Below are 20853 nucleotides of genomic sequence, written 5' to 3'. Positions count from 1 at the left end.
AAAAAACGAGACTTTTTGTGCACAAAAAATATGCACAAAAAGTCTCGTTTTAACGTATATATCGGTTATCCGATCCCCGGCCTTTTAAGGCGTACTGACGAGAATCGGCACATGCACAGCATGAAACTACTCCCTTTTTGAATGATATATTTTTATCATGTATGAAAAGCTTAGTCAACCGTTTTTAGAAAGTTTTAACCATTTTTTTACCGGAAAATTCGATTTGAAGAACTATGCTTTGACAGAATCTTATAAAAACGATCAGAAAATATCGAAAATAAAAAAGAGGTGTGGTACAATGAGCGTAATTGTTTGGACACAGGTCTTACAGTATATTAAAGCATAAAGTACCTGTATAAAAAGAAAACATATAAGGAAGCAATCGGGAGGCACAGATATGACATTACAACAGCTTGTCTATGCTGTAAAGATAGCAGATACCAAATCCATGAATAAGGCGGCAACAGAATTGTATGTATCCCAGCCGGCACTTTCCAGTACGATACGGGATCTGGAAGAAGAATTGAATATCGAATTATTTATCCGAACCAATCGTGGTATCGTGATCACGGCGGAGGGAGATGAGTTTTTAAGCTATGCAAGACAGATGGTAGAACTGAATCAGATGATCGAAGATCGATACATAAATAACGAAAAGAAAAAGAATAAATTCAGTGTATCCATGCAGCACTATTCATTTGCGGTAGAAGCCTTTATTGAGCTTGCAAAGGAGATCAGGCTGGATGATTTCGAACTGGCTGTGCATGAGACACGGACAAATGAAGTGATCGAGTTTGTAAGAGACTACCGGAGTGAGCTTGGAATCTTATATTTAAATGAGTTCAACCGAAAGGCTTTGCAGAAGATCTTCTCAGAAAATGGACTGGAATTTACGGAATTATTTGACTGTGATGTATTCGTGTATCTGAGCAACGAGCATCCACTGGCAGGAAAAGAGAAGATCGCATTTGAAGAATTAAAAGATTATCCTTGCCTTTCCTTTGAACAGGGCGAACGAAATTCGTTCTATTATGCAGAAGAAGTATTCAGCACTCTGGAATACAAGCAGATCATCAAAGCAGATGACCGTGCAACAATGCTGAATCTGATGGTTGGTATGAACGGATATACCTTGTGCTCCGGTATTATCTGTGAAGAATTAAACGGTAGTGCTTACCGCGCAATTCCGCTTGACACGGAGGAGAAAATGACGATCGGCTATATCAAACGAAAAGGCATGCGGCTGAGTACCCTTGGCAGACGCTATATCGAGATACTGACCCAATACGGAACACAGGAAAATGTAAAGAAGACGGCTGAGTAAATGCTCAGCCGTTTCCTTTGTAGTGGAGTTTGAGCCTGCAAGGAGTGGGGCAAATGACAATTAAGTAACAAGCTGGCTATAAATGATACTTATAACCAGCTCACAGAAATACATACTACCGAAATCTTATTCCTACTGATATACTATGGTATAAATAATGCATGAACTTATGGTTTGTTCTGACAGGCTATTATGACTTGCCAATACAGGGGCATTTGAGACCGCCGGTACTTGATGGTGCGAAAGCAGCATCTTAGTACCGCTGCAGGGCTCAACGAGCGGAAGCGTTCCCTGATTGGTAATGTCAGTAATAGCCTGTCAGAACAAACCATAAGTCAAAAACGCAGGCAGCAGGAAAGGATGACGGTTATTATGGATACAGGAATTGCTACAAAATGTATATATGGAAATCATGAAAAATTTGAAGACGACAGAACGGGAGCGATCAGCTTTCCTATCTATCAGACAGCAACGTATGCACATCCGGCAGTTGGACAGAGTACGGGGTATGATTACAGCAGACTCCAGAATCCAACCAGAGAACAGTTGGAGAAGATCGTTGCATCATTAGAAGGAGGACTGGATGCTCTCGCTTTTTCTTCCGGCATGGCAGCTATTACAACATTGATGGAGATCTTCAAACCGGGCGACCATATCATTTCGGAAGCAGATCTGTATGGCGGAAGTATCCGTTTATTTGATCATATTAATCAGAAAAATGGTATTGAGTTCAGCCGCATCAATTTTGCAGAGGAAGATCCGGAAAACTACATCAAAGAAAATACAAAAGCAATCTATATCGAGACACCGACTAATCCAATGATGAATGTTATTGATATCCGCAAGACGGCGGAACTTGCAAAGAAACATAATCTGCTGCTGATCGTGGATAATACATTTCTGTCACCGTATTTCCAGCGGCCATTTGAACTGGGAGCCGATATCATCCTGCACAGCGGAACAAAGTTCTTAAGCGGACATAACGATACGCTGGCCGGATTCATCGTGGTAAATACACCGGAGCTTTCGGAGAAATTACGATATATTATAAAGACGACAGGTGCGGGACTTGCGCCATTTGACAGCTGGCTGGTGCTTCGTGGCATCAAGACACTGCCAATCCGTATGGAGAAGGCACAGGAAAATGCACAGGCGATCGTGGAATTCCTGTTGCAGGAGAAGAAAGTAAAGAATGTCTATTATCCGGGAATACCGGGAACAAATAATTATGAGGTCTGTAAGAGCCAGGCGAGTGGATTTGGAAGCATGCTGACATTTGAAGTGGAGAGCAAGGCGCTGGCACTCCATATACTGGAATCCCTAAAGCTGATCCCATTTGCAGAAAGTCTCGGCGGCGTAGAGACCTTGATCACATATCCGACGACACAGACTCATGCGGATGTACCGGAGGAAATCCGTATAAAGAACGGTATTACAGACAGTGTTCTGCGTCTGTCGGCAGGAATCGAAGATAAGAAGGATCTGATCGCGGATCTGAAACAGGCAATTGATTCTTTTGGGGAATAAAACAGTGTAATATGCAAATAATGATGAAAAAATAATTTGCCTGAAAAATATTTTGATATGGAAATATATTTACAGCATAGGATCTGAGACATAACGGGAGGATAATTATGGAAGAAAAAAACCTGAATTTTGATGAAGTAATAGATAGAAGAAATACAGACTGTTTGAAATTTGACTTTGCAGAGCGGAGAGGAAAGCCTGCGGATGTACTTCCTCTCTGGGTTGCAGATATGGATTTTAAGACGTCGAGTCTGGTCCTGGATGCGTTGACAGAGCGTGTACAGCATGGAATTTTTGGCTATACGGAGAGCAGAGAGAGTTATTTCGAGGCGGTCAGCAAATGGATGGAAGCTCACCATGACTGGAAGGTGGAACGAAGCTGGCTGACAAAGACACCGGGTGTTGTATTTGCACTGGCGATGGCGGTCAAAGCATATTCCAAGGCAGGGGATGCCGTTCTGATCCAGCAGCCGGTCTATTATCCGTTTTCAGAAGTGATCCGTGACAATAACCGGAAGCTTGTGAGCAATGATCTGGTACTTGGGGATGATGGAAAATATCACATCGATTTTGATGATTTTGAGAAACAGATCGTTGACAATCATGTTGTGCTGTTCCTGTTGTGCAGTCCGCATAATCCGGTCAGTCGTGTATGGACGGCAGAGGAGCTTACGAAGATGGGTGATATCTGTATCAAGCATGGCGTTACGGTTGTAAGTGATGAGATACATGAGGATTTTGTTTTCGGAGACCACCAGCACACGGTATTTGCGACGATCAAGAAAGAATTCGAACAGAACTCCGTTACCTGTACTTCTCCTGCAAAGACCTTCAATCTGGCAGGACTTCAGGTGTCGAATATTTTTATTCCAAATGGAACTCTGCGCGCAGTATTTCGTAAGCAGGTGGATGCGGCGGGCTACAGCCAGTTAAATGCAATGGGACTTACCGCCTGTGAAGCAGCGTATACTCATGGCGAGACATGGTATCAGGCAATGATGAGATATGTAGAGAGTAATATCGCATTTGTGCGTGATTACCTGAAAAAGGAACTTCCACAGATCAAGCTGATCGAGCCGGAAGGAACTTATCTGCTGTGGCTGGATTTCAGGGCACTCGGAATGACAGAGAAGGAACGGGAGAACTGATCGTGAATCAGGCAAAGCTGTGGCTTGACAGCGGTGCGATCTTTGGGCAGGTAGGCGAAGGCTTTGAACGTATCAATGTGGCATGTCCGAGAGCAACGATCAAGGAGGCTCTGGATCGGTTAAAGGCAGTGATCGACTGATCTGGTTATAAGCTGTGGTTATAGCCAGTTAAAATATTTTGACTGGTTGACAAATTATGGAACTGTCACTATAATAGGCGCATAACATATAAAACCTACTTTAATACTATGATAAAGAAACGCTATAAGATGTGCCGGATGAGAAAATCATTTATCCAGAGTTGGATGGTGACTTGCAAACAGACATTTACCCGGAGGTTGATGCTTCCGGGTTTTATAACGGCAATAAAACATACTAACCAGATAGGAAAAGGGAGAAATAGAAAAATGGCAAATATTCATTCATCAATTACAGAACTTGTAGGACATACCCCATTGGTAGAATTCGTAAATTATGAAAAAGAGTTAGGCTGAACGCCCACCTCCTTGGTAAGCTGGAGTATTTCAATCCATCAGGAAGCGTAAAGGACCGTGCAGCTCTTAACATGATCTTAGAGGCAGAGAAATCAGGTAAACTGAAGCCGGGCGGAACGATCCTTGATTTTACAAGTGGAAATACAGGAATTGCAACAGCAGCATTTGCAAATTCCAGAGGGTATAAATATGTAGTAGTCATTCAGCCGGGAGTATCAGTAGAACGTACATTGATCTTAAAGGCATATGGCGTAGAACTGCTTCAGGCAGCCGATGTACCGGGCTTCATGGAGATGCTGCAGAACGGTGGTTTAAGCATGGCAAAGCTTACAGTTATCATGAACAAATATGCAGATGAGCATGGTTACTTCTATATTGATCAAGGAACAAATCCTGATAACCCGGAAGCGCATTACCGTACAACGGGTCCTGAGATCTGGGAGGATACAGACGGAAATGTTGATTATGTGGTAGCACTGGTCGGAACCGGTGGAACACTGGCTGGTCTGTCCAGATATTTCAAAGAGAAAAATCCTGGTATCAAGATCATTGGCGCACAGCCGGCAGTACAGTCCAGAAAGAATGTCAATCATCCGGAAGCAAATACGATCGACGGCGTACTTGCATTTAACGATGTTCCGGCACAGAGTGTTCCGGTATTCTTCAATCCGGAGCAGGTCCCATATGATGAATGTCTGGATATTGTAGCAGAAGATGCATATGAGACAGGAAGAAGACTGGTAAAGAGTGATGGCGTATTCCTCGGACAGTCAGCGGCAGCAGCATTAAAGGCAGCAACAATCATAGCTGAGCGTCCGGAAGCATCAGGAAAGAATATTGCAATCATCATGGCTGACAACGCATTCAAATATCTGTCAACCAAGATGTATGTGGAGGAATAAAGGAATATCGTATGTCATATAAAACATAGAACAGGAAGGAGACAACATGGCAGACTATCTTACATATGCGAAAGAAACCATGAATTTCATAAACAGCCGGAAGAAACAGGGACCGGAAGGAATCTACTGGTCTTTGCAGGATGCGGCAGAAGGAAGATCCATTTATTATGATGAGATCTGTATGTATGCCGGGGCGTCCGGAATCATCGTATTTCTTCTGGGATTATATCAGGCGACGAATGATGTGAGCTATCTGCAGGAGGCAGAAGAAGCAGCCACATATATCCGTTATCGTTTTGATCATGATCGGGATCTGAAAAGAAACTTTTCAAAATACGCATTTTCCAGTGGCTGGAGCGGAGCAGGCTTTGCCATGATACAGCTCTATAAGATAACCGGAAATGAGAAATATAAAACATTTGTGGCAGATATTATTGAGTCTGCAAAGGCAGATGCAAAGCCCGGAAAAAATGGCAGAGGTTATAGCTGGACTTCATTTCCGGGTATCGTAGGAGATGCCGGAACGGTTCTGTTCTTCTTATATGCAGCAAAAACATTTGGCAGAGAGGACTGGACAGCATTTGCTGCAAAAGCAGGAGAGAATTTCCTCGGGCAGCGTCATGATGCTGGAAACGGAACCTGTTGGTATCCGGGTGTAGATCCTGTTTACTTTGGAGCAAAAGAAGATTATATCGATCCGAACTTCCCGATGGGAACCGGAGGAATCGGATTTGTACTGCTGAATCTGTACGAAGCATCCGGTGATCAGAGGTTCTTAGATGCGACAAAGGGAATCGCGGATTTCATGATCGCACAGGCGGTTAAGATGAAGGCAGGAAGCCTGATCCCACATGGTTTGCCGGATCGTAAGGATCTGTTCTATCTTGGCTATTGTCATGGTCCGGCGGGAACAAATCGTTTCTTCTATAAATTATATGAGATGACAGGAGAAGACCGGTATAAGCGGTATATCGATATGCTGACACAGGGTGTAATTGATACAGGCGCACCTGAGGTTCGGACGGAAGGATACTGGAATACTTACAATATCTGCTGCGGAACTGCGGGTCTGTTAAATATGTATCTGGGTCTGTGGGCTGCATTTGGTGATGAGACTTATCTGGAACAGGCAAAGAGGTGCGGTAAGGTCATCACAGACGGAGCAACGATCACAGACGGTACGGAAGGAAGAGAGTGCGCATGGAGATTTGCACTTGACCGTGTCGCACCGGATGTATTAAGTACACCGATCGGTTTATTCGATGGTGCAGCAGGTATCGGAGCTGTATTGCTGCAGCTTGCTTCTGCAGAAAAGGGTCAGTTCCATGCGACAAGAATGCTGGACGATCCATTTCCGGAGAAAAACAAACTATGATAAAACGATTGAAGATTTTATATGCGTAAATAACAGTGATTATTTTACTCGGTGAATGATTTTTTCGTTTCATAATTATTCAAAAACTTACGTTGAGAGGAGACACATAAGATGAGTCAGATAAATAACAACATTGATCCTGACAGCAGGGATTATGATTTGAAATCAATAGAGCCGGATGAGCGTTTCACCCAGACAACAAAGGAATTCTGGATCACGCTTGGAACCTATCTGGTATTTATGGTGCTGATGATCGCCAACCTGTATCTGGTGGGCGGTAAGGATGTATCAAAGTACAAATACATTCTTGGATTTCCACAGTGGATTTTTAATGAGATCATTATTTTGGTCGCAATGGTAGTAGCGGTTATTCTGGTTGTAACATTTGTATATCGTGACATGGATGTTACTCCAAACGGAAAATTAAAAGAAAGAAAACATAAGGAGGGCAAATAGAGATGAACTTATCTACAAATCAGAGAATTATAATCATTACTGTATTTGCCGCATATACGATTTTCCAGTTGGTATACAGTCTTGTTACCAGAAAAGCAATGGCAAATGGAAAAGGTGATTACCTGAGCAAATTCTATACCGGTGGTAGAAGCGGTGGTGTGCTTGTAACTGCCATGATGGTATCTGCCGGTGTTGCCGGTGCCGGAGTATTCATGGGTGTACCGGGTTATACATATACATTTGGTGCGACCTGGATGGTATGCTGTTTCTGGTCCATGTGCACGAACTTCATGGTACTTGGACTGATCGGTAAGCGTGTCGGTATCGTAGCCAGAAGAACGGATTCCAAGACATTTGTTGAACTTCTGATGCACAGATATAACAACAGCAAGATCGTTGGTGCACTCTGCGGACTGGTTATCCTGTTCTTCCTTGGAGCATTTGCCGTATCCACAATTACCGGCGGCGGAAGAATTTTCCAGATCTTAACCGGTCAGGATTATCGTATCGGACTTGCTATTTTCACTGTACTTGTTATCATCGCAGCTATCACAGGTGGTATTAAAGGTATCGCATCTGCGATCGTTTTTCAGGGAATTATCATGACAGTTTCCGTTATTATCTTATTTATTATGGGCATCAACGGAACAGATCTCAGCTATACAGAGACGATCCGGTCATTAGTTAAGAGTAATCCGGACTGGTTCGTACCTGCAAGTGTAAAGACAGTTCTTTCGTTTGCATTCTTATGGGGTATCACAACCTGTACAATGCCTCATGTAACAATGACAACGCTTACTTATAAGGATACACAGACTCTGCATCGTGCGATCAAGGTTGGTGCGGTTGTAGTTGCAATCTGGCTCATTGGCTTAAATGGTCTGTGCTTCACGATCAAATATATGTTCCCGGAAGGAAGCCTTGCAACTCCTGACCTTGGTATTCCGACACTTGCAGTAAGTGTAATGCCCGCATGGGCAGCAGGTCTGGTTCTCGCCGGTGTATGTGGTGCGGTTCAGTCATCTGTTGGTGGAATGATCGTATCTCTTGCAGGAACGATCGTCAGTGATCTGTACAAGAACCTGTTCAATAAAGATGCAAAGCAGGAGACATTAAAGAAGTTAAATGTTATCAGTGTTATCGTTGTTGCACTTGTGGTGTTCTTATTCGCATGTGATCCACCTGAGCTTCTGGCTTCTCTGATCACTTATGCAACCGGTGGTATGACAGTTGCATTCCTTCATACTCTGCTTCTTGGACTTTTCTGGAAGCGTGCAAATGAGTATGGTGCGATCGCAGGTATCATCAGTGGTATTGGCTTATATCTCCTGATCGATATGGGTGTTCTGCCAATCTCACTTGGTTTCAATTCCTGTATCGTTGCCTGTCTGATCTCCACGATCATTATGGTGGTTGTCAGCCTTGCAACACCGAAGTGCCCATACCGCGTGATCGCCACATGGTTTGGCAAGGAGTATCCGGCGGAAGCTTCAGTTGCTGAATAAAGTTAAGATATATATAGCCTGTCTAGTCAACAGCCAGACAGGCTATATTTGCGTTTGTATATGTGAGTTATTGTTTGATGATGCTTGATTTCTGGGTATGGCAGTGGATGAGTAAGTATGATACCCGAGGCGACAGGTTAGATGAGGGTATGGTAGATGATAAGTAGGCGTCGTACCCGAGACGCCTGATCAGATATGGGTATGAGATAGGATATGAGTGCACGATACCCACAAGGACAAGTCTGATGCGGGTATTAGGAAGAATGTTGGGGGAAAATACCCAACGAAGATAAATAAATTTGGTATGAAGACGAAAAAACAGGTGCGATACCCAAGAGTGGCATATAGTAGAGGGTATAAGTGTGAGAATATAGAGATTATATCCATGATTCGGGAAGCTCTTTTTCACAGGTTGACACTGTGAGGGGATAAGGCTAAAATGAGACTGGCAGGCGATGTGCCTGACTATACAGGTAAGGCTGGTAATTAAAATGAAAACCATAGTAGCGAAAGCTGATCTGGAAAACGAAGAATTATTCCGGAAGGCTTCGGATATATTAAAAAGTGGTGGACTGGTTGCATTTCCAACAGAAACCGTATATGGACTAGGTGGAGATGCGTTAAATCCAAAGGCATCCGAAAAAATTTACAGTGCCAAGGGAAGACCATCGGATAATCCGTTGATCGTACATATTGCTGATACGGCAAGTGTATGGGAGTTGGCGGCAGAGGTATCCACACAGGCACAGATGCTGATGGAAGCATTCTGGCCGGGGCCACTGACGATCATTTTCAAAAAGAAAGACATTGTACCGCATGAGACAACCGGCGGTTTGGAAACGGTAGCGATCCGTATGCCATCACATCCGGCAGCTATGAAGCTGATCAAAGATTCAGGCGTGTATATTGCAGCACCGAGTGCAAATCTGTCCGGAAGACCATCACCGACAACAGCAGCACATGTAGAGGAAGATCTGTCCGGCAGGATCGATATGATCTTAGATGGCGGACCGGTTGGAATCGGAATTGAGTCCACGATCGTAGATGTGACAGGCGATCGTCCGACAATTTTACGTCCGGGTTATATCTCAGCGGATATGATCAAGAATATTTTAGGAGATGTCATGATCGATCCGGCATTGGAAAGTGTGGATATGAAAGTCAGACCAAAAGCTCCGGGCATGAAATACACACATTATGCACCGAAGGGAAAACTCACGATCGTAGAGGGTGAGCGGGAAAAGGTTGCCGCAAAGATTGCAGAGCTGGTTGCTTGTAAGCAGGCAGAAGGATATAAGACGGCAGTTCTGTGTGATACAGAAAATACGGATTTATATTCCTGTGAAAATGTTCTTGATGCGGGAAGCAAAAAGAATGAAATTACGGTATCTTCATCCCTGTACCGGCTGCTTCGTTTGTGTGATGATATCGGCGCAGACTATATTTACAGTGAATCCTTCCGGGAAGGTGATATGGGATATGCGATCATGAACCGGCTGATCAAGGCGGCAGGACATAGAATCATATCGGTGTGATGTAATGAGCGCAAAATTATTTGCTCGCAAGGATGCTGATTTTGCGGAATGCATAGAATGTGCGAAGCACATGATATAATGAGCGCAAAATTATTTGCTCGCAGGGATGCTGATTTTGCGGAATGCATTGAGTGAGCTATGCTCACGATATAATGGAAAAAGTTGACAGTGAAGAAAAAACGGGTTGGGTGACAACCACCCGAAAAAATTTTGAAAACAAGAAAGGCAGGACAAAGAATATGATAGCACTTGGATGTGACCATGGTGGATACGGATTAATGCAGGATGTGATCAAGCATCTGGAAGAAAGAGGACTGGAATACAAGAATTACGGATGCTACAGCGAGGAATCCGTTGATTATCCGGTATATGCAAAGAAAGTTGCACACGCAGTAGCAGATGGAGAATGTGAGCGAGGAATCCTGATCTGCGGAACAGGAATCGGAATCTCTATTACAGCAAATAAGGTACCGGGAATCCGTGCAGCACTTTGTGGCGATTGCTTCAGTGCACAGGCGACAAGAGAGCATAACGATGCCAATATCCTTGCAATGGGTGCCCGTGTAACCGGACCGGGACTGGCACTCAAGATCGTTGACACCTTCCTTGACACACCATTCTCAAATGACGAACGTCATATCAGAAGAATCAAGATGATTGAAGAGTAAAGAAAAATACTATAAACTGCATATACCGGCAAATGTGGGTGCTTGTTTGAGCCGACAGGCGAGTTGGCACAGGAATATTTGCGAATAGGGGATATGTAATTTATAGAAGATTATAAGTAGTAAGAAAAACATCATCTATCAGGGTGGGATGTATAGTTATAGTTTTGTAACAGTTTTTTGCATTGGTATTTAATGTATGTAAAATAACAACAACCATATAATAAGACCGCAGTCAGAAGAGATTATCGAGGATTTCGATATGAACTGCATATACCAGCAAATGTGAGTGCTTGTTTGAGCCGACAGGCGAGTTAGCACTGGAACATTTGCGGATAAGGGATATGCTGTTCATAGAAACCGCAGATAGTCTTTGGCTGCGGTCTTATTATATGGCTGTTGTTAATCACAACAAAAATTGTGCAAAATGACGTGAAAAATGGTTAAACTAAATTTGACAGTTTAGAATGTTTGTCAAAAATGACTTAAAAACCGGTAAAATTTCATGACCTTTTGATGAAAAATCTATAAAAGAAGATAAATATTGCTTGAAAAGAGTACACTAACATAATAAAATATTAGCAGAGCGGCATTACATGCCGAGATTAATTATTACGGAGGGAGAAATTATGCTACAGGAAGCCATGAAGACATTAGAAGATGCAGAAGCAAAGGCAGCCGAGATCGTAAAAGAAGCCGGTAAAAAAGCAGAAGCAATTCAGGCGGAAGCAAAGGAAAAGGCAAATGCGATGATCGTAGATGCAAATGCAGGTTCTAAAACAGATCTGGCGGCTATCGCGGTCGACCAGAAGAAACTGGAAACTGATCTTGCAGAAGAAGCTTTGAAAGAAGCATCCGACGAGATTGCTTCCTTAAAAAAACGTGCATCCGAGCGAGAGGGTGAAGCCGTAGAGCTTGTGATCAAGCAGCTATTGTAAATGCTTGAATATCAGGATGCAGAAGGGAGGTAATCATTATGGCGGTATTGGCTATAAAAAAGATTGACATATGCGCCATGAAGAAAGACAGAAAAGCCATATTGGAGAAACTTCAGTCCATGGGAGCTTTGGAGATCCGGGCCGGTGGGGATGAGACGGATGTATTTAAGAAGATCAACACAACCAGTCAGCGTTCCAAATATGAAAAACGTGTCCAGAATACCGACGAAGCTTTAGAGATCCTTGACAGATATGCACCGGAAAAAACATCAATGCTGCAGGCACTTGCAGGCAAAGCTGATGTAGACGATTCTGTATATAAAGAGATTGTTGAGAATCGGCATGATTATAATATGATCGTGCAGAAGATCCGGGAAAAGGATAAGAAGATTGGAAACTGCAAAGCAGAGATTGCCAAATGTCAGCTTGCAATCGATGGACTGAAACCGTGGATCAATATGGATGTTCCGATCAATACGACCGGAACCGAACATACAGATGTGATCATGGGAAGTTTAGGACCCGGTTTTACAGAGAATATGATAGAAGAACTGGTTGCAAAAAGGCAACCGGAGTTATCAGCTCATGAGATCACGGTGATATCTTCTGATAAAGATCAGACATGTATATTTGTGGTATGTTTGAAAACAGAGACGGAAAGACTGGAAGAAGCCTTAAGGGCAGAAGGATTTACCCGGATGTCGTATTTTTCAAAACGGACACCGGAGAATAAGATCAAGAAATACCGACTCACGATAGAGGGGTATGAGGATGAGATCGAGGATCTGAAAAAACAGATTTCCGGATTTGCAGAAAGCAGACAGGCACTTAAGACCTTATCCGATTATTACAAGATCAGAGCTGAGAAATATCAGGTGCTTGGAACTCTGCTTCAGTCGAACAGTACATTTATCATAACCGGTTATGTACTGGAGCGGGATGAAGAAAGGGTAAAAGAAGAACTGAATCAGAATTTTGTGCTGATGGTTGAAACCAGCGAGATACCTGAGGATGAACCGGCACCGGTACGGCTAAGTAATAAGATGCCATTTGCATCGGCAGAAGGAATCCTGGAATCCTATGGACTTCCTGCCAGAGGCGAGATGGATCCGACGACACCGATGAGTTTATTCTATGTATTCTTTTTCGGATTGATGTTATCGGATGCGGCATATGGACTTATTATATTCCTTGCATGTTTCATCCTGCTTCGGAAGTTCCCGAAGATGGGAGATGGCATGAAGAAGTCACTGACATTATTTGAATATTGCGGTATATCGACATTGATATGGGGTATCTTGTTTGGAGGATATTTTGGAGATGTGGTAGCAGTCGTATCACGAACCTTCTTCCATCATGAGATCACGATTGCACCGGTATGGTTTGCACCGCTTGATAACCCGATGAAGATGCTGATCTTCTCCCTGTTATTTGGATTGATCCATCTGTTCGGCGGTCTGGCGTTAAAAGGTTATATGTGTTTAAAGAAGAAAGATTTTGTAGGCTTCTTCTCAGATGTTATATCCTGGTATCTGCTCATCATCGGTCTGGTACTGATGCTGATGCCAACCAGTTTATTTGCATCGATCGCACAGGTAAGCTTCCATTTTTCAGATGGACTTAAGACCTTCAGCTATGTCATTACGATCTTAGGTGCAGCGATCATCGTTGTGATGTCCGGCAGAAGTCATAAGAATCCAGTGCTCCGACTGGCACTTGGTTTGTATGATATTTACAATATCACAGGCTGGCTGTCTGATCTGTTATCTTATTCCAGACTGCTTGCACTGGGACTTGCAACCGGTGTTATCGCACAGGTTATCAATCAGATGGGAAGTATGGTAGGAGATGGAATATTGGGCGCGATCGTATTCATTCTGGTATTCATCATCGGACATACATTTAACCTTGCGATCAATATGTTAGGTGCTTATGTCCATACATGCCGACTTCAGTATGTAGAATTCTTTGGTAAGTTTTATGAGGGTGGCGGAGAAGCGTTCCATCCATTTAAAGAAAATACAAAATATGTAGATATAGGGAATGCAGGCATGAAAACCTGTAAACCGGAAATTAAGGAGGAATAATCAATATGACAATGGGTACAGTTTTAGCTTTAACAGGAGCTGCATTAGCAGTTATTTTGGCAGGTATGGGATCTGCTTACGGTGTAGGTATCGCAGGTCAGGCTGCATCAGGTGTAGTAAGTGAAGATCCAAGCAAATTCGCAAAGGTTCTTATCATCCAGCTTCTTCCCGGTACACAGGGTATCTATGGACTGCTGGTAGGATTCATCGCTTTATCAAAGATCGGTATTTTAAATGGTGCTCCTGCAGAACTTTCAACAGCGACCGGATTACTGATCCTTGCAGCATGTCTTCCAATCGCATTAGTTGGTCTTGTATCCGCTATGCATCAGGGCAAAACCGCTGTATCAGCAGTTGGTATCGTAGCAAAGAAGCCGGATCAGTTCGGTAAAGCAATGCTTTTCCCTGCAATGGTAGAGACATATGCGATCCTTGCTCTGCTCGTATCAATTCTTGCAATTAACGGTGTACCGGTATAAAACAGGCGTTGATTTGAAACATGATTGAACAAGTAGTACAGGAGGATTTGTATGACAGGATTAGAGAAGATCGTTGAACAGATTCTGGAAGAAGCAAACACTCAATCCGATATGATCCTTGAAGATGCACAGAAAAAGGCAGATCAGATTATAGAAGATGCAAAGGTGGAAGCAGATAAGATCAAGGCGGGTTCGGCTGAAAAGGTCAGCCATGTAAAAGCGGACGGAATGGCAAGGGCAAAATCCTCTGCCGACCTGAAGAAACGCCAGACAGTCTTAAAGGCAAAGCAGGAGATCATCAATGAAGTGATAGGTAAAGCCTATAACGGAATGATCGATATGGAAGTTGACAGATATTTTCATATGATGGAGCGTATGATCGGAAATGCAGTACAGCCGAAGAGTGGACAGATCAGCTTCTCAGCCAAAGATATGGAGCGGCTTCCGGCAGGATTTGCAAAACGGGTATCAGAGATAGCAAAAGCACATGGAGGAGATTTGACGCTCGCAGATAAAGCCAGTGATATAGACGGAGGATTTATCCTGATCTATGGCGGTATCGAGGAGAATTGTTCATTAGCTGCCATGTTCCATGCGCAGAAAGAAGAAATGGCAGACAAATTAAATTCCCTGTTATTCACATAAGGGAGGTAGAAAAATGGCAGACAAATATATATATGCTGTTGCCAGGATCCGGGCACTTGAGATGTCCCTGTTTTCACAGGCTGTGATCGAGCAGTTGATTGCCCAGAAAACATATGCGGACTGCCTTCAGTTCTTAGGTGAAAAAGGCTGGGGTGATACAGAAACCGGAGTGCAGGATGCAGAGACCATTTTGAACAGGGAACTGGAAAAAACATGGACACTGGTCAAGGAGATGGTATCCGATCAGACAGTATTTGACGTATTGTTGATCCAGGATAGTTTCCATAATCTGAAGGCAGCGATCAAAACCGTTGTAGACGGAGAAGTTCAGGCAAATATATTTTATGACAATGCATCTGTTTCGGGTGAAGCATTAGTCGAGATCATTAAAGATAAAGATTTCCGGTCATTACCGGAATCTATGCGGGAATGCGCATTAGAGGCATATGAGTGTCTGGTGCATACCGGAGATGGTCAGATGTGTGATGTTATCATTGACCGGGCAGCCATGCGGGCAATGCTTGCGGCAGCGGAGAAGAATGGAGATGCATTATTAAAAGAATATGCAGAGACAGTTGTGGCAGTTGCAAATATCAAGATCGCAGTCCGTTCTGTAAAGACAGAAAAAGGACTGGATTTTATGAGACGTGCGATGGAGGAATGTCAGACGCTCAATGTGGAACGGCTGATGCGGGCAGCACTTTCCGGTATGCCGGATGTGATCAAATATCTGGAAGAAACACCGTATTCCGGTGGAGCTGCGGCATTATCAGACAGTTCATCCGCATTTGAACGCTGGTGCGATAACCGGATCATAGAGGCGATCCGGCCGCAGAAATATAATTCATTTACGATTGGACCACTTGTTGCTTATGTACTTGCAAGGCAGAATGAGATCAAGACAGTCAGGATCATCCTGACCGGAAAGTTAAATCATCTGCCGGATGATGCAATCAGGGAAAGGGTAAGGGAAATGTATGTATAGAATTGCAGTATTAGGTGAATATGACAGCATCTATGGCTTTGCGACTCTGGGACTTGAGACCTTCCCGGTATCCGATGCAGAACAGGGCAGTACACAGCTCAGAAGACTGGCAGAAAGTGGATATGCCGTTATCTATGTAACAGAGAGCATGGCAGAGCAGATCAAGAAAGAGATAGAGAGATATAAGACGCAGATGCTTCCGGCGATCATCCTGATCCCAGGAGTTTCCGGTAATACATCTGCAGGTATAAATGGAGTAAAGAAATCCGTAGAACAGGCAGTCGGTTCGGACATTCTGTTCAGTGGAAACTAGGAAGGAGCGTGACCAGAAAACGTGGCAACAGGTAAGATAAAAAAAGTTGCAGGACCTCTTGTTATCGCAGAGGGAATGCGTGACGCGAATATGTATGACGTTGTCAGAGTAAGTGAGAGCCGACTGATCGGCGAGATCATAGAGATGCATGGAGATCAGGCATCTGTTCAGGTTTACGAAGAGACATCAGGACTTGGACCGGGTGCACCGGTAGAGTCAACCGGAATGCCGCTGTCCGTAGAACTTGGACCCGGACTGATCAGCAGTATCTATGACGGTATCCAGAGACCTCTGGATGATATCATGAAAATCTGTGGAAATAATTTGCAGCGAGGCGTTGAAGTTCCATCATTAAAGAGAGACATCAAATGGCCATTTGTTCCATGCGTTAAGGCAGGGGACAAGGTAGAGACCGGAGATGTGATCGGAACCGTACAGGAGACAGTTGTCGTAACTCAGAAGATCATGGTTCCATATGGTATAGAAGGAACTGTAAAAGAGATCAAGAGCGGAGATTTCACAGTAGAAGAGACTGTATGTGTGATTGAGACAGCAAAGGGTGATAAGGAACTGACACTGATGCAGAAATGGCCGGTTCGTAAGGGCCGTCCTTATGCAGAGAAGATTCCGCCGGTTATGCCGCTTATCACAGGACAGCGAGTTGTCGATGCATTCTTCCCGATCGCAAAGGGTGGTGTAGCAGCAGTTCCCGGACCATTCGGTAGTGGAAAGACTGTTATCCAGCATCAGCTTGCAAAATGGGCAGAAGCCGATATCGTTGTATACATCGGATGTGGTGAACGTGGAAACGAGATGACAGATGTATTAAACGAGTTCCCTGAACTGAAGGATCCGAAGACAGGATACTCCCTGATGGAGAGAACCGTTCTGATCGCAAATACATCGGATATGCCGGTTGCAGCCAGAGAGGCTTCTATTTACACCGGTATTACGATCGCAGAATATTTCCGTGATATGGGATATTCCGTTGCGCTGATGGCTGACTCTACTTCCAGATGGGCAGAAGCACTTCGAGAAATGTCAGGACGTTTACAGGAGATGCCCGGTGAGGAAGGTTATCCTGCATATCTAGGAAGCCGTCTGGCACAGTTCTATGAGCGTGCCGGTATGGTTAAGACACTTGGTTCGGAAGGAAGAACCGGAGCCTTATCCGTAATCGGAGCCGTATCACCTCCCGGTGGTGATATTTCAGAGCCGGTATCGCAGGCAACCCTTCGTATCGTTAAGGTATTCTGGGGACTGGATTCGGCACTGGCTTATAAGAGACATTTCCCGGCGATCAACTGGCTGACCAGTTATTCGCTGTATGTAGATAACATGGGAAAATGGTTTGAGGAAAATGTCAATGAGCACTGGATGGAAGATCGTCAGAAGCTTATGACATTATTACAGGAAGAAGCAGAGCTGGATGAGATCGTTAAGATGGTTGGTATGGATGCCTTATCTGCAGGCGACCGTCTGAAGATGGAAGCCGCCAGATCTATCCGTGAGGACTTCCTGCATCAGAACTCATTCCATGAGATCGACACCTACACACCACTGGATAAGCAGTTCCGCATGATGGAACTTGTGCTGGCATTCTATGAGGAATCATCAGAGGCCTTGAAGAGTGGTGCAACTATAAAGAATATTCTGAATATGGAGGTTCGTGAGAAGATCGGACGTTTCAAATATACACATCCGGAAGATGTGGAAGCAGAATATGACAAGATCATAAAGGCACTTCATCAGGAACTGGAAGCAGCCATAGCAAAGGAGGACTAAGCATATGCCAAAAGAATATAGAACCATACAGGAAGTTGCAGGACCTCTGATGCTGGTACATGGTGTAGAAAATGTTACCTATGATGAACTTGGTGAAATCGAGCTTGCAAGTGGCGAAGTCAGAAGATGCAAGGTTCTTGAGATCAATGGTGAAGATGCACTGGTACAGTTATTTGAGAATTCAACCGGTATCAACCTTTCAAACAGCAAAGTAAGATTCCTTGGACGAAGTATGGAACTTGGCGTATCAGAAGATATGCTTGGTCGTGTATTTGACGGACTGGGAAGACCGATCGATAAAGGACCGGATATCCTTCCGGAGGAGAGAAGAGATATCAACGGTCTGCCAATGAATCCGGCAGCCAGAAATTATCCATCGGAATTTATCCAGACAGGTATCTCTGCTATTGATGGATTAAATACACTGGTAAGAGGACAGAAGCTGCCGATCTTCTCAGCATCGGGACTTCCACATTCGAAGTTAGCAGCCCAGATCGCAAGACAGGCTAAGGTGCGTGGAACAGATGAACCATTCGCCGTAGTATTTGCTGCTATGGGTATCACCTTCGAAGAAGCAAACTTCTTCACGGAGAGCTTCAAGGAGACAGGCGCGATCGACAGAACCGTACTGTTTATCAACCTTGCAAATGACCCTGCGGTTGAGCGTATCGCTACACCTCGTATGGCACTGACCGCTGCGGAATATCTTGCATTTGAAAAGAACATGCACGTACTGGTTATTCTGACGGATATCACAAACTATGCAGATGCATTACGAGAAGTATCCGCAGCCCGAAAAGAGGTTCCGGGTCGTCGTGGATATCCCGGATACATGTATACAGACCTTGCAACATTATATGAAAGAGCAGGAAGACAGCGTGGCAAGAATGGTAGTATCACAATGATCCCGATCCTTACCATGCCAGAGGATGATAAGACACATCCAATCCCTGACTTAACAGGATATATCACAGAGGGACAGATCATCTTAAGTCGTGAGCTTTACAGAAAGGGTGTAACACCACCAATCGATGTACTTCCATCTCTGTCACGTCTGAAGGATAAGGGTACCGGTGAAGGAAAGACAAGAGGAGATCATTCCAGCACTATGAACCAGTTATTTGCTGCATATTCCCGTGGTAAGGATGCAAAGGAGCTTATGACGATCCTTGGTGAATCTGCATTGTCGGATATCGATATTTTATATGCAAAGTTTGCAGAAGCATTTGAAAAGGAATATGTATCTCAGGGGTATGAGACAGACAGAAGTATCGAAGAGACATTAAACATCGGCTGGAAGCTGTTATCGATCCTGCCTCGTGCAGAACTGAAACGTATCGATGACAAGTGGTTAGATCAATACTATGGAAAGTAACGAGAAGCGCGTGAGTAGACTTGCAAATGGGATGCTTGAGCTTGCTTATAGCAGACGATTTGCAAGGATACGAGCATGGTTCGACAGAACCCACCGAGCCGTCAGGCGAGGTGAAGCGCTTCGAGTTAATAAACGGAAGAGCGCTACGAGTCGCCAAGCAAGGCAGGCGCTTCGAGTTGACATTATAAGGAGGCAAAAATGGCAGCTACACAGGTAAATCCTACCAGAATGGAACTGACCCGTTTAAAGAAGAAGCTTGTTACGGCAACCAGAGGCCATAAGCTGTTAAAAGATAAACGAGATGAGCTGATGCGGCAGTTCCTTGATATGGCAAGAGAGAATATGGCACTTCGTGAGAAGGTTGAGGCCGGCATCAAAGCCGCCAATACGAATTTTGTCATAGCAAAAGCCGGCATGTCTGAACAGATCCTTCATACAGCACTGATGGCACCGAAACAGGAAGTCCAGCTTACCTGCAAGGATCGAAATGTTATGAGTGTAGATATTCCGGTATTTGAATATACAACAAAAAGTGCGGATGAGAATGATATCTATTCTTATGGTTTTGCATTTACCTCCGGTGATCTGGATGATGCAGTAAAGTCACTTGCTGACATCCTTCCGGATATGCTGAAACTGGCGGAGATTGAGAAATCCTGTCAGCTTTTGGCATCGGAGATCGAAAAGACCAGACGACGTGTAAATGCACTGGAGCATGTTATCATTCCTGAGACAAAGGAGGGCATCCGATATATCAGTATGAAGCTTGATGAGAATGAGCGAAGCACGCAGGTGCGGCTCATGAAGGTCAAGGATATGATGCTGGAGGAAGCCCATCACTATAAAGAGCATCAATTTGAGTGATGCAGACGAACGAAAACTCCTGATATTATACATTGTTATTACGCAAAACGCTTGCACTCTATCCTCGGTGCAACGGTACGTAAGGTAGCAAGGGACGCTGCCTAAGAACCGGCACTCGGATAGGTTTGCTACATAACAAGTATAATATCAGGAGTTTTCTGCTTGTTGTTATATTAGAAAATAAGATTTTATTTGTTTCGCTCGGCAAGTTGCGCCTTTAATTTTGCAATCTCAGCATTTTTTTCAGATAAGGTAGCATTCATTTCAGATACTGTAGCATCTCTTTCGGCTAGAGCAGTGACTGCTTCGTCCCGTTCTTTTTTCAGTTCATCGATCATGTAGTTGACGGTATTTTCATCCAATTTTCGTAATGCTTCAGAAAACATGGTAACAACCTCCTCCGGGTGATACAGATATTCTGACATATCCATGCAGATGGCTTCCATCCACG

20 protein-coding genes and 1 pseudogene are annotated in these 20853 nt (G+C 44.0%); 20 read left to right on the top strand and 1 reads right to left on the bottom strand.

Going from position 1 to position 20853, the window contains the following annotated elements; all coding sequences use genetic code 11:
- The first annotated feature begins 397 nt into the window (after positions 1 to 397).
- The 20 genes from DXA07_RS10615 (at position 398) to DXA07_RS10525 (ending at position 20402) form a co-directional block, all read left to right on the top strand.
- Entirely contained in the window at positions 398 to 1324 is a 927-nt protein-coding gene (locus DXA07_RS10615; RefSeq protein ID WP_118484579.1) for a LysR family transcriptional regulator, read from the top strand.
- Positions 1325 to 1696: 372 nt separating this feature from the next.
- A complete protein-coding gene (locus tag DXA07_RS10610) occupies positions 1697 to 2851 on the top strand; it encodes a PLP-dependent aspartate aminotransferase family protein (RefSeq protein ID WP_118484617.1) in 1155 nt (384 codons plus the stop codon).
- 107 nt (positions 2852 to 2958) lie between these two features.
- Positions 2959 to 3999: a PatB family C-S lyase gene (locus DXA07_RS10605; RefSeq protein ID WP_348980820.1), complete on the top strand. Its 1041-nt coding sequence runs from the start codon at positions 2959 to 2961 to the stop codon at positions 3997 to 3999.
- Positions 3948 to 4139 carry a hypothetical protein gene (locus DXA07_RS14150; RefSeq protein ID WP_348980824.1) on the top strand — a complete coding sequence of 64 codons (192 nt, stop codon included), beginning with the start codon at positions 3948 to 3950 and terminating at the stop codon, positions 4137 to 4139. Before DXA07_RS10605 ends, DXA07_RS14150 begins: the two co-directional genes overlap by 52 nt.
- 138 nt (positions 4140 to 4277) lie before the next feature.
- Positions 4278 to 4493: a hypothetical protein gene (locus tag DXA07_RS13570; protein WP_243015442.1), complete on the top strand. Its 216-nt coding sequence runs from the start codon at positions 4278 to 4280 to the stop codon at positions 4491 to 4493.
- Positions 4490 to 5395, top strand: coding sequence for a cysteine synthase family protein (locus DXA07_RS10600; RefSeq protein ID WP_348980821.1), 906 nt, complete (start codon positions 4490 to 4492; stop codon positions 5393 to 5395). The genes DXA07_RS13570 and DXA07_RS10600 overlap by 4 nt, the downstream gene beginning before the upstream one ends.
- A gap of 46 nt (positions 5396 to 5441) precedes the next feature.
- Positions 5442 to 6770 carry a lanthionine synthetase LanC family protein gene (locus tag DXA07_RS10595; RefSeq protein ID WP_118484577.1) on the top strand — a complete coding sequence of 443 codons (1329 nt, stop codon included), beginning with the start codon at positions 5442 to 5444 and terminating at the stop codon, positions 6768 to 6770.
- A gap of 111 nt (positions 6771 to 6881) precedes the next feature.
- Entirely contained in the window at positions 6882 to 7226 is a 345-nt protein-coding gene (locus tag DXA07_RS10590; RefSeq protein ID WP_118484575.1) for a YhdT family protein, read from the top strand.
- Between the two features lie 2 nt (positions 7227 to 7228).
- Positions 7229 to 8731 carry a hypothetical protein gene (locus DXA07_RS10585; RefSeq protein WP_118484573.1) on the top strand — a complete coding sequence of 501 codons (1503 nt, stop codon included), beginning with the start codon at positions 7229 to 7231 and terminating at the stop codon, positions 8729 to 8731.
- A 491-nt stretch (positions 8732 to 9222) separates the two neighbouring features.
- A complete protein-coding gene (locus DXA07_RS10575; protein WP_173788488.1) occupies positions 9223 to 10266 on the top strand; it encodes an L-threonylcarbamoyladenylate synthase in 1044 nt (347 codons plus the stop codon).
- Between the two features lie 239 nt (positions 10267 to 10505).
- Complete coding sequence (gene rpiB / locus DXA07_RS10570) at positions 10506 to 10934, top strand: ribose 5-phosphate isomerase B (RefSeq protein ID WP_021944910.1); 429 nt, start codon at positions 10506 to 10508, stop codon at positions 10932 to 10934.
- 593 nt (positions 10935 to 11527) lie between these two features.
- On the top strand, positions 11528 to 11869 hold the full coding sequence (locus DXA07_RS10565) for a hypothetical protein (protein ID WP_147352433.1): 342 nt from the start codon (positions 11528 to 11530) through the stop codon (positions 11867 to 11869).
- A 38-nt stretch (positions 11870 to 11907) separates the two neighbouring features.
- A complete protein-coding gene (locus DXA07_RS10560) occupies positions 11908 to 13956 on the top strand; it encodes a V-type ATP synthase subunit I (protein ID WP_118484569.1) in 2049 nt (682 codons plus the stop codon).
- A gap of 5 nt (positions 13957 to 13961) precedes the next feature.
- The gene (locus DXA07_RS10555; protein ID WP_008402619.1) at positions 13962 to 14435 is read left to right on the top strand and encodes a V-type ATP synthase subunit K; all 474 of its coding nucleotides are present in this window, start codon (positions 13962 to 13964) and stop codon (positions 14433 to 14435) included.
- 51 nt (positions 14436 to 14486) lie between these two features.
- Entirely contained in the window at positions 14487 to 15080 is a 594-nt protein-coding gene (locus tag DXA07_RS10550) for a V-type ATP synthase subunit E family protein (protein ID WP_021944907.1), read from the top strand.
- 13 nt (positions 15081 to 15093) lie between these two features.
- Positions 15094 to 16065, top strand: a complete 972-nt coding sequence (locus DXA07_RS10545) for a V-type ATPase subunit (RefSeq protein ID WP_118484567.1) — start codon at positions 15094 to 15096, stop codon at positions 16063 to 16065.
- On the top strand, positions 16058 to 16378 hold the full coding sequence (locus DXA07_RS10540; protein ID WP_021944905.1) for a V-type ATP synthase subunit F: 321 nt from the start codon (positions 16058 to 16060) through the stop codon (positions 16376 to 16378). Before DXA07_RS10545 ends, DXA07_RS10540 begins: the two co-directional genes overlap by 8 nt.
- 21 nt (positions 16379 to 16399) lie before the next feature.
- Positions 16400 to 18163 carry a V-type ATP synthase subunit A gene (locus tag DXA07_RS10535; RefSeq protein ID WP_117807211.1) on the top strand — a complete coding sequence of 588 codons (1764 nt, stop codon included), beginning with the start codon at positions 16400 to 16402 and terminating at the stop codon, positions 18161 to 18163.
- 4 nt (positions 18164 to 18167) lie between these two features.
- Complete coding sequence (locus DXA07_RS10530) at positions 18168 to 19538, top strand: V-type ATP synthase subunit B (protein WP_117822067.1); 1371 nt, start codon at positions 18168 to 18170, stop codon at positions 19536 to 19538.
- Between the two features lie 198 nt (positions 19539 to 19736).
- The gene (locus DXA07_RS10525; RefSeq protein ID WP_021944903.1) at positions 19737 to 20402 is read left to right on the top strand and encodes a V-type ATP synthase subunit D; all 666 of its coding nucleotides are present in this window, start codon (positions 19737 to 19739) and stop codon (positions 20400 to 20402) included.
- Between the two features lie 188 nt (positions 20403 to 20590).
- On the opposite strand, the pseudogene DXA07_RS10520 reads toward DXA07_RS10525, so the two are convergent.
- Positions 20591 to 20853 (bottom strand): annotated as a pseudogene (locus tag DXA07_RS10520) (hypothetical protein); the annotation flags it as partial.

The sequence above is a fragment of the Clostridium sp. AM54-37XD genome (genome assembly GCF_003478225.1).
Lineage (GTDB): Bacteria > Bacillota > Clostridia > Lachnospirales > Lachnospiraceae > Coprococcus > Coprococcus ammoniilyticus.
This window is presented reverse-complemented; position numbering and strand designations above follow the sequence as displayed.

Excerpts from the sequence above, each read along its gene's own strand:
- DXA07_RS10615 (WP_118484579.1), top strand. The coding sequence starts at position 398 with ATGACATTACAACAGCTTGTCTATGCTGTAAAGATAGCAGATACCAAA.
- DXA07_RS10610 (WP_118484617.1), top strand. The coding sequence starts at position 1,697 with ATGGATACAGGAATTGCTACAAAATGTATATATGGAAATCATGAAAAA.
- DXA07_RS10605 (WP_348980820.1), top strand. The coding sequence starts at position 2,959 with ATGGAAGAAAAAAACCTGAATTTTGATGAAGTAATAGATAGAAGAAAT.
- DXA07_RS13570 (WP_243015442.1), top strand. The coding sequence starts at position 4,278 with ATGAGAAAATCATTTATCCAGAGTTGGATGGTGACTTGCAAACAGACA.
- DXA07_RS10595 (WP_118484577.1), top strand. The coding sequence starts at position 5,442 with ATGGCAGACTATCTTACATATGCGAAAGAAACCATGAATTTCATAAAC.
- DXA07_RS10590 (WP_118484575.1), top strand. The coding sequence starts at position 6,882 with ATGAGTCAGATAAATAACAACATTGATCCTGACAGCAGGGATTATGAT.
- DXA07_RS10585 (WP_118484573.1), top strand. The coding sequence starts at position 7,229 with ATGAACTTATCTACAAATCAGAGAATTATAATCATTACTGTATTTGCC.
- DXA07_RS10575 (WP_173788488.1), top strand. The coding sequence starts at position 9,223 with ATGAAAACCATAGTAGCGAAAGCTGATCTGGAAAACGAAGAATTATTC.
- rpiB (WP_021944910.1), top strand. The coding sequence starts at position 10,506 with ATGATAGCACTTGGATGTGACCATGGTGGATACGGATTAATGCAGGAT.
- DXA07_RS10565 (WP_147352433.1), top strand. The coding sequence starts at position 11,528 with ATGCCGAGATTAATTATTACGGAGGGAGAAATTATGCTACAGGAAGCC.
- DXA07_RS10560 (WP_118484569.1), top strand. The coding sequence starts at position 11,908 with ATGGCGGTATTGGCTATAAAAAAGATTGACATATGCGCCATGAAGAAA.
- DXA07_RS10555 (WP_008402619.1), top strand. The coding sequence starts at position 13,962 with ATGACAATGGGTACAGTTTTAGCTTTAACAGGAGCTGCATTAGCAGTT.
- DXA07_RS10550 (WP_021944907.1), top strand. The coding sequence starts at position 14,487 with ATGACAGGATTAGAGAAGATCGTTGAACAGATTCTGGAAGAAGCAAAC.
- DXA07_RS10545 (WP_118484567.1), top strand. The coding sequence starts at position 15,094 with ATGGCAGACAAATATATATATGCTGTTGCCAGGATCCGGGCACTTGAG.
- DXA07_RS10540 (WP_021944905.1), top strand. The coding sequence starts at position 16,058 with ATGTATAGAATTGCAGTATTAGGTGAATATGACAGCATCTATGGCTTT.
- DXA07_RS10530 (WP_117822067.1), top strand. The coding sequence starts at position 18,168 with ATGCCAAAAGAATATAGAACCATACAGGAAGTTGCAGGACCTCTGATG.
- DXA07_RS10525 (WP_021944903.1), top strand. The coding sequence starts at position 19,737 with ATGGCAGCTACACAGGTAAATCCTACCAGAATGGAACTGACCCGTTTA.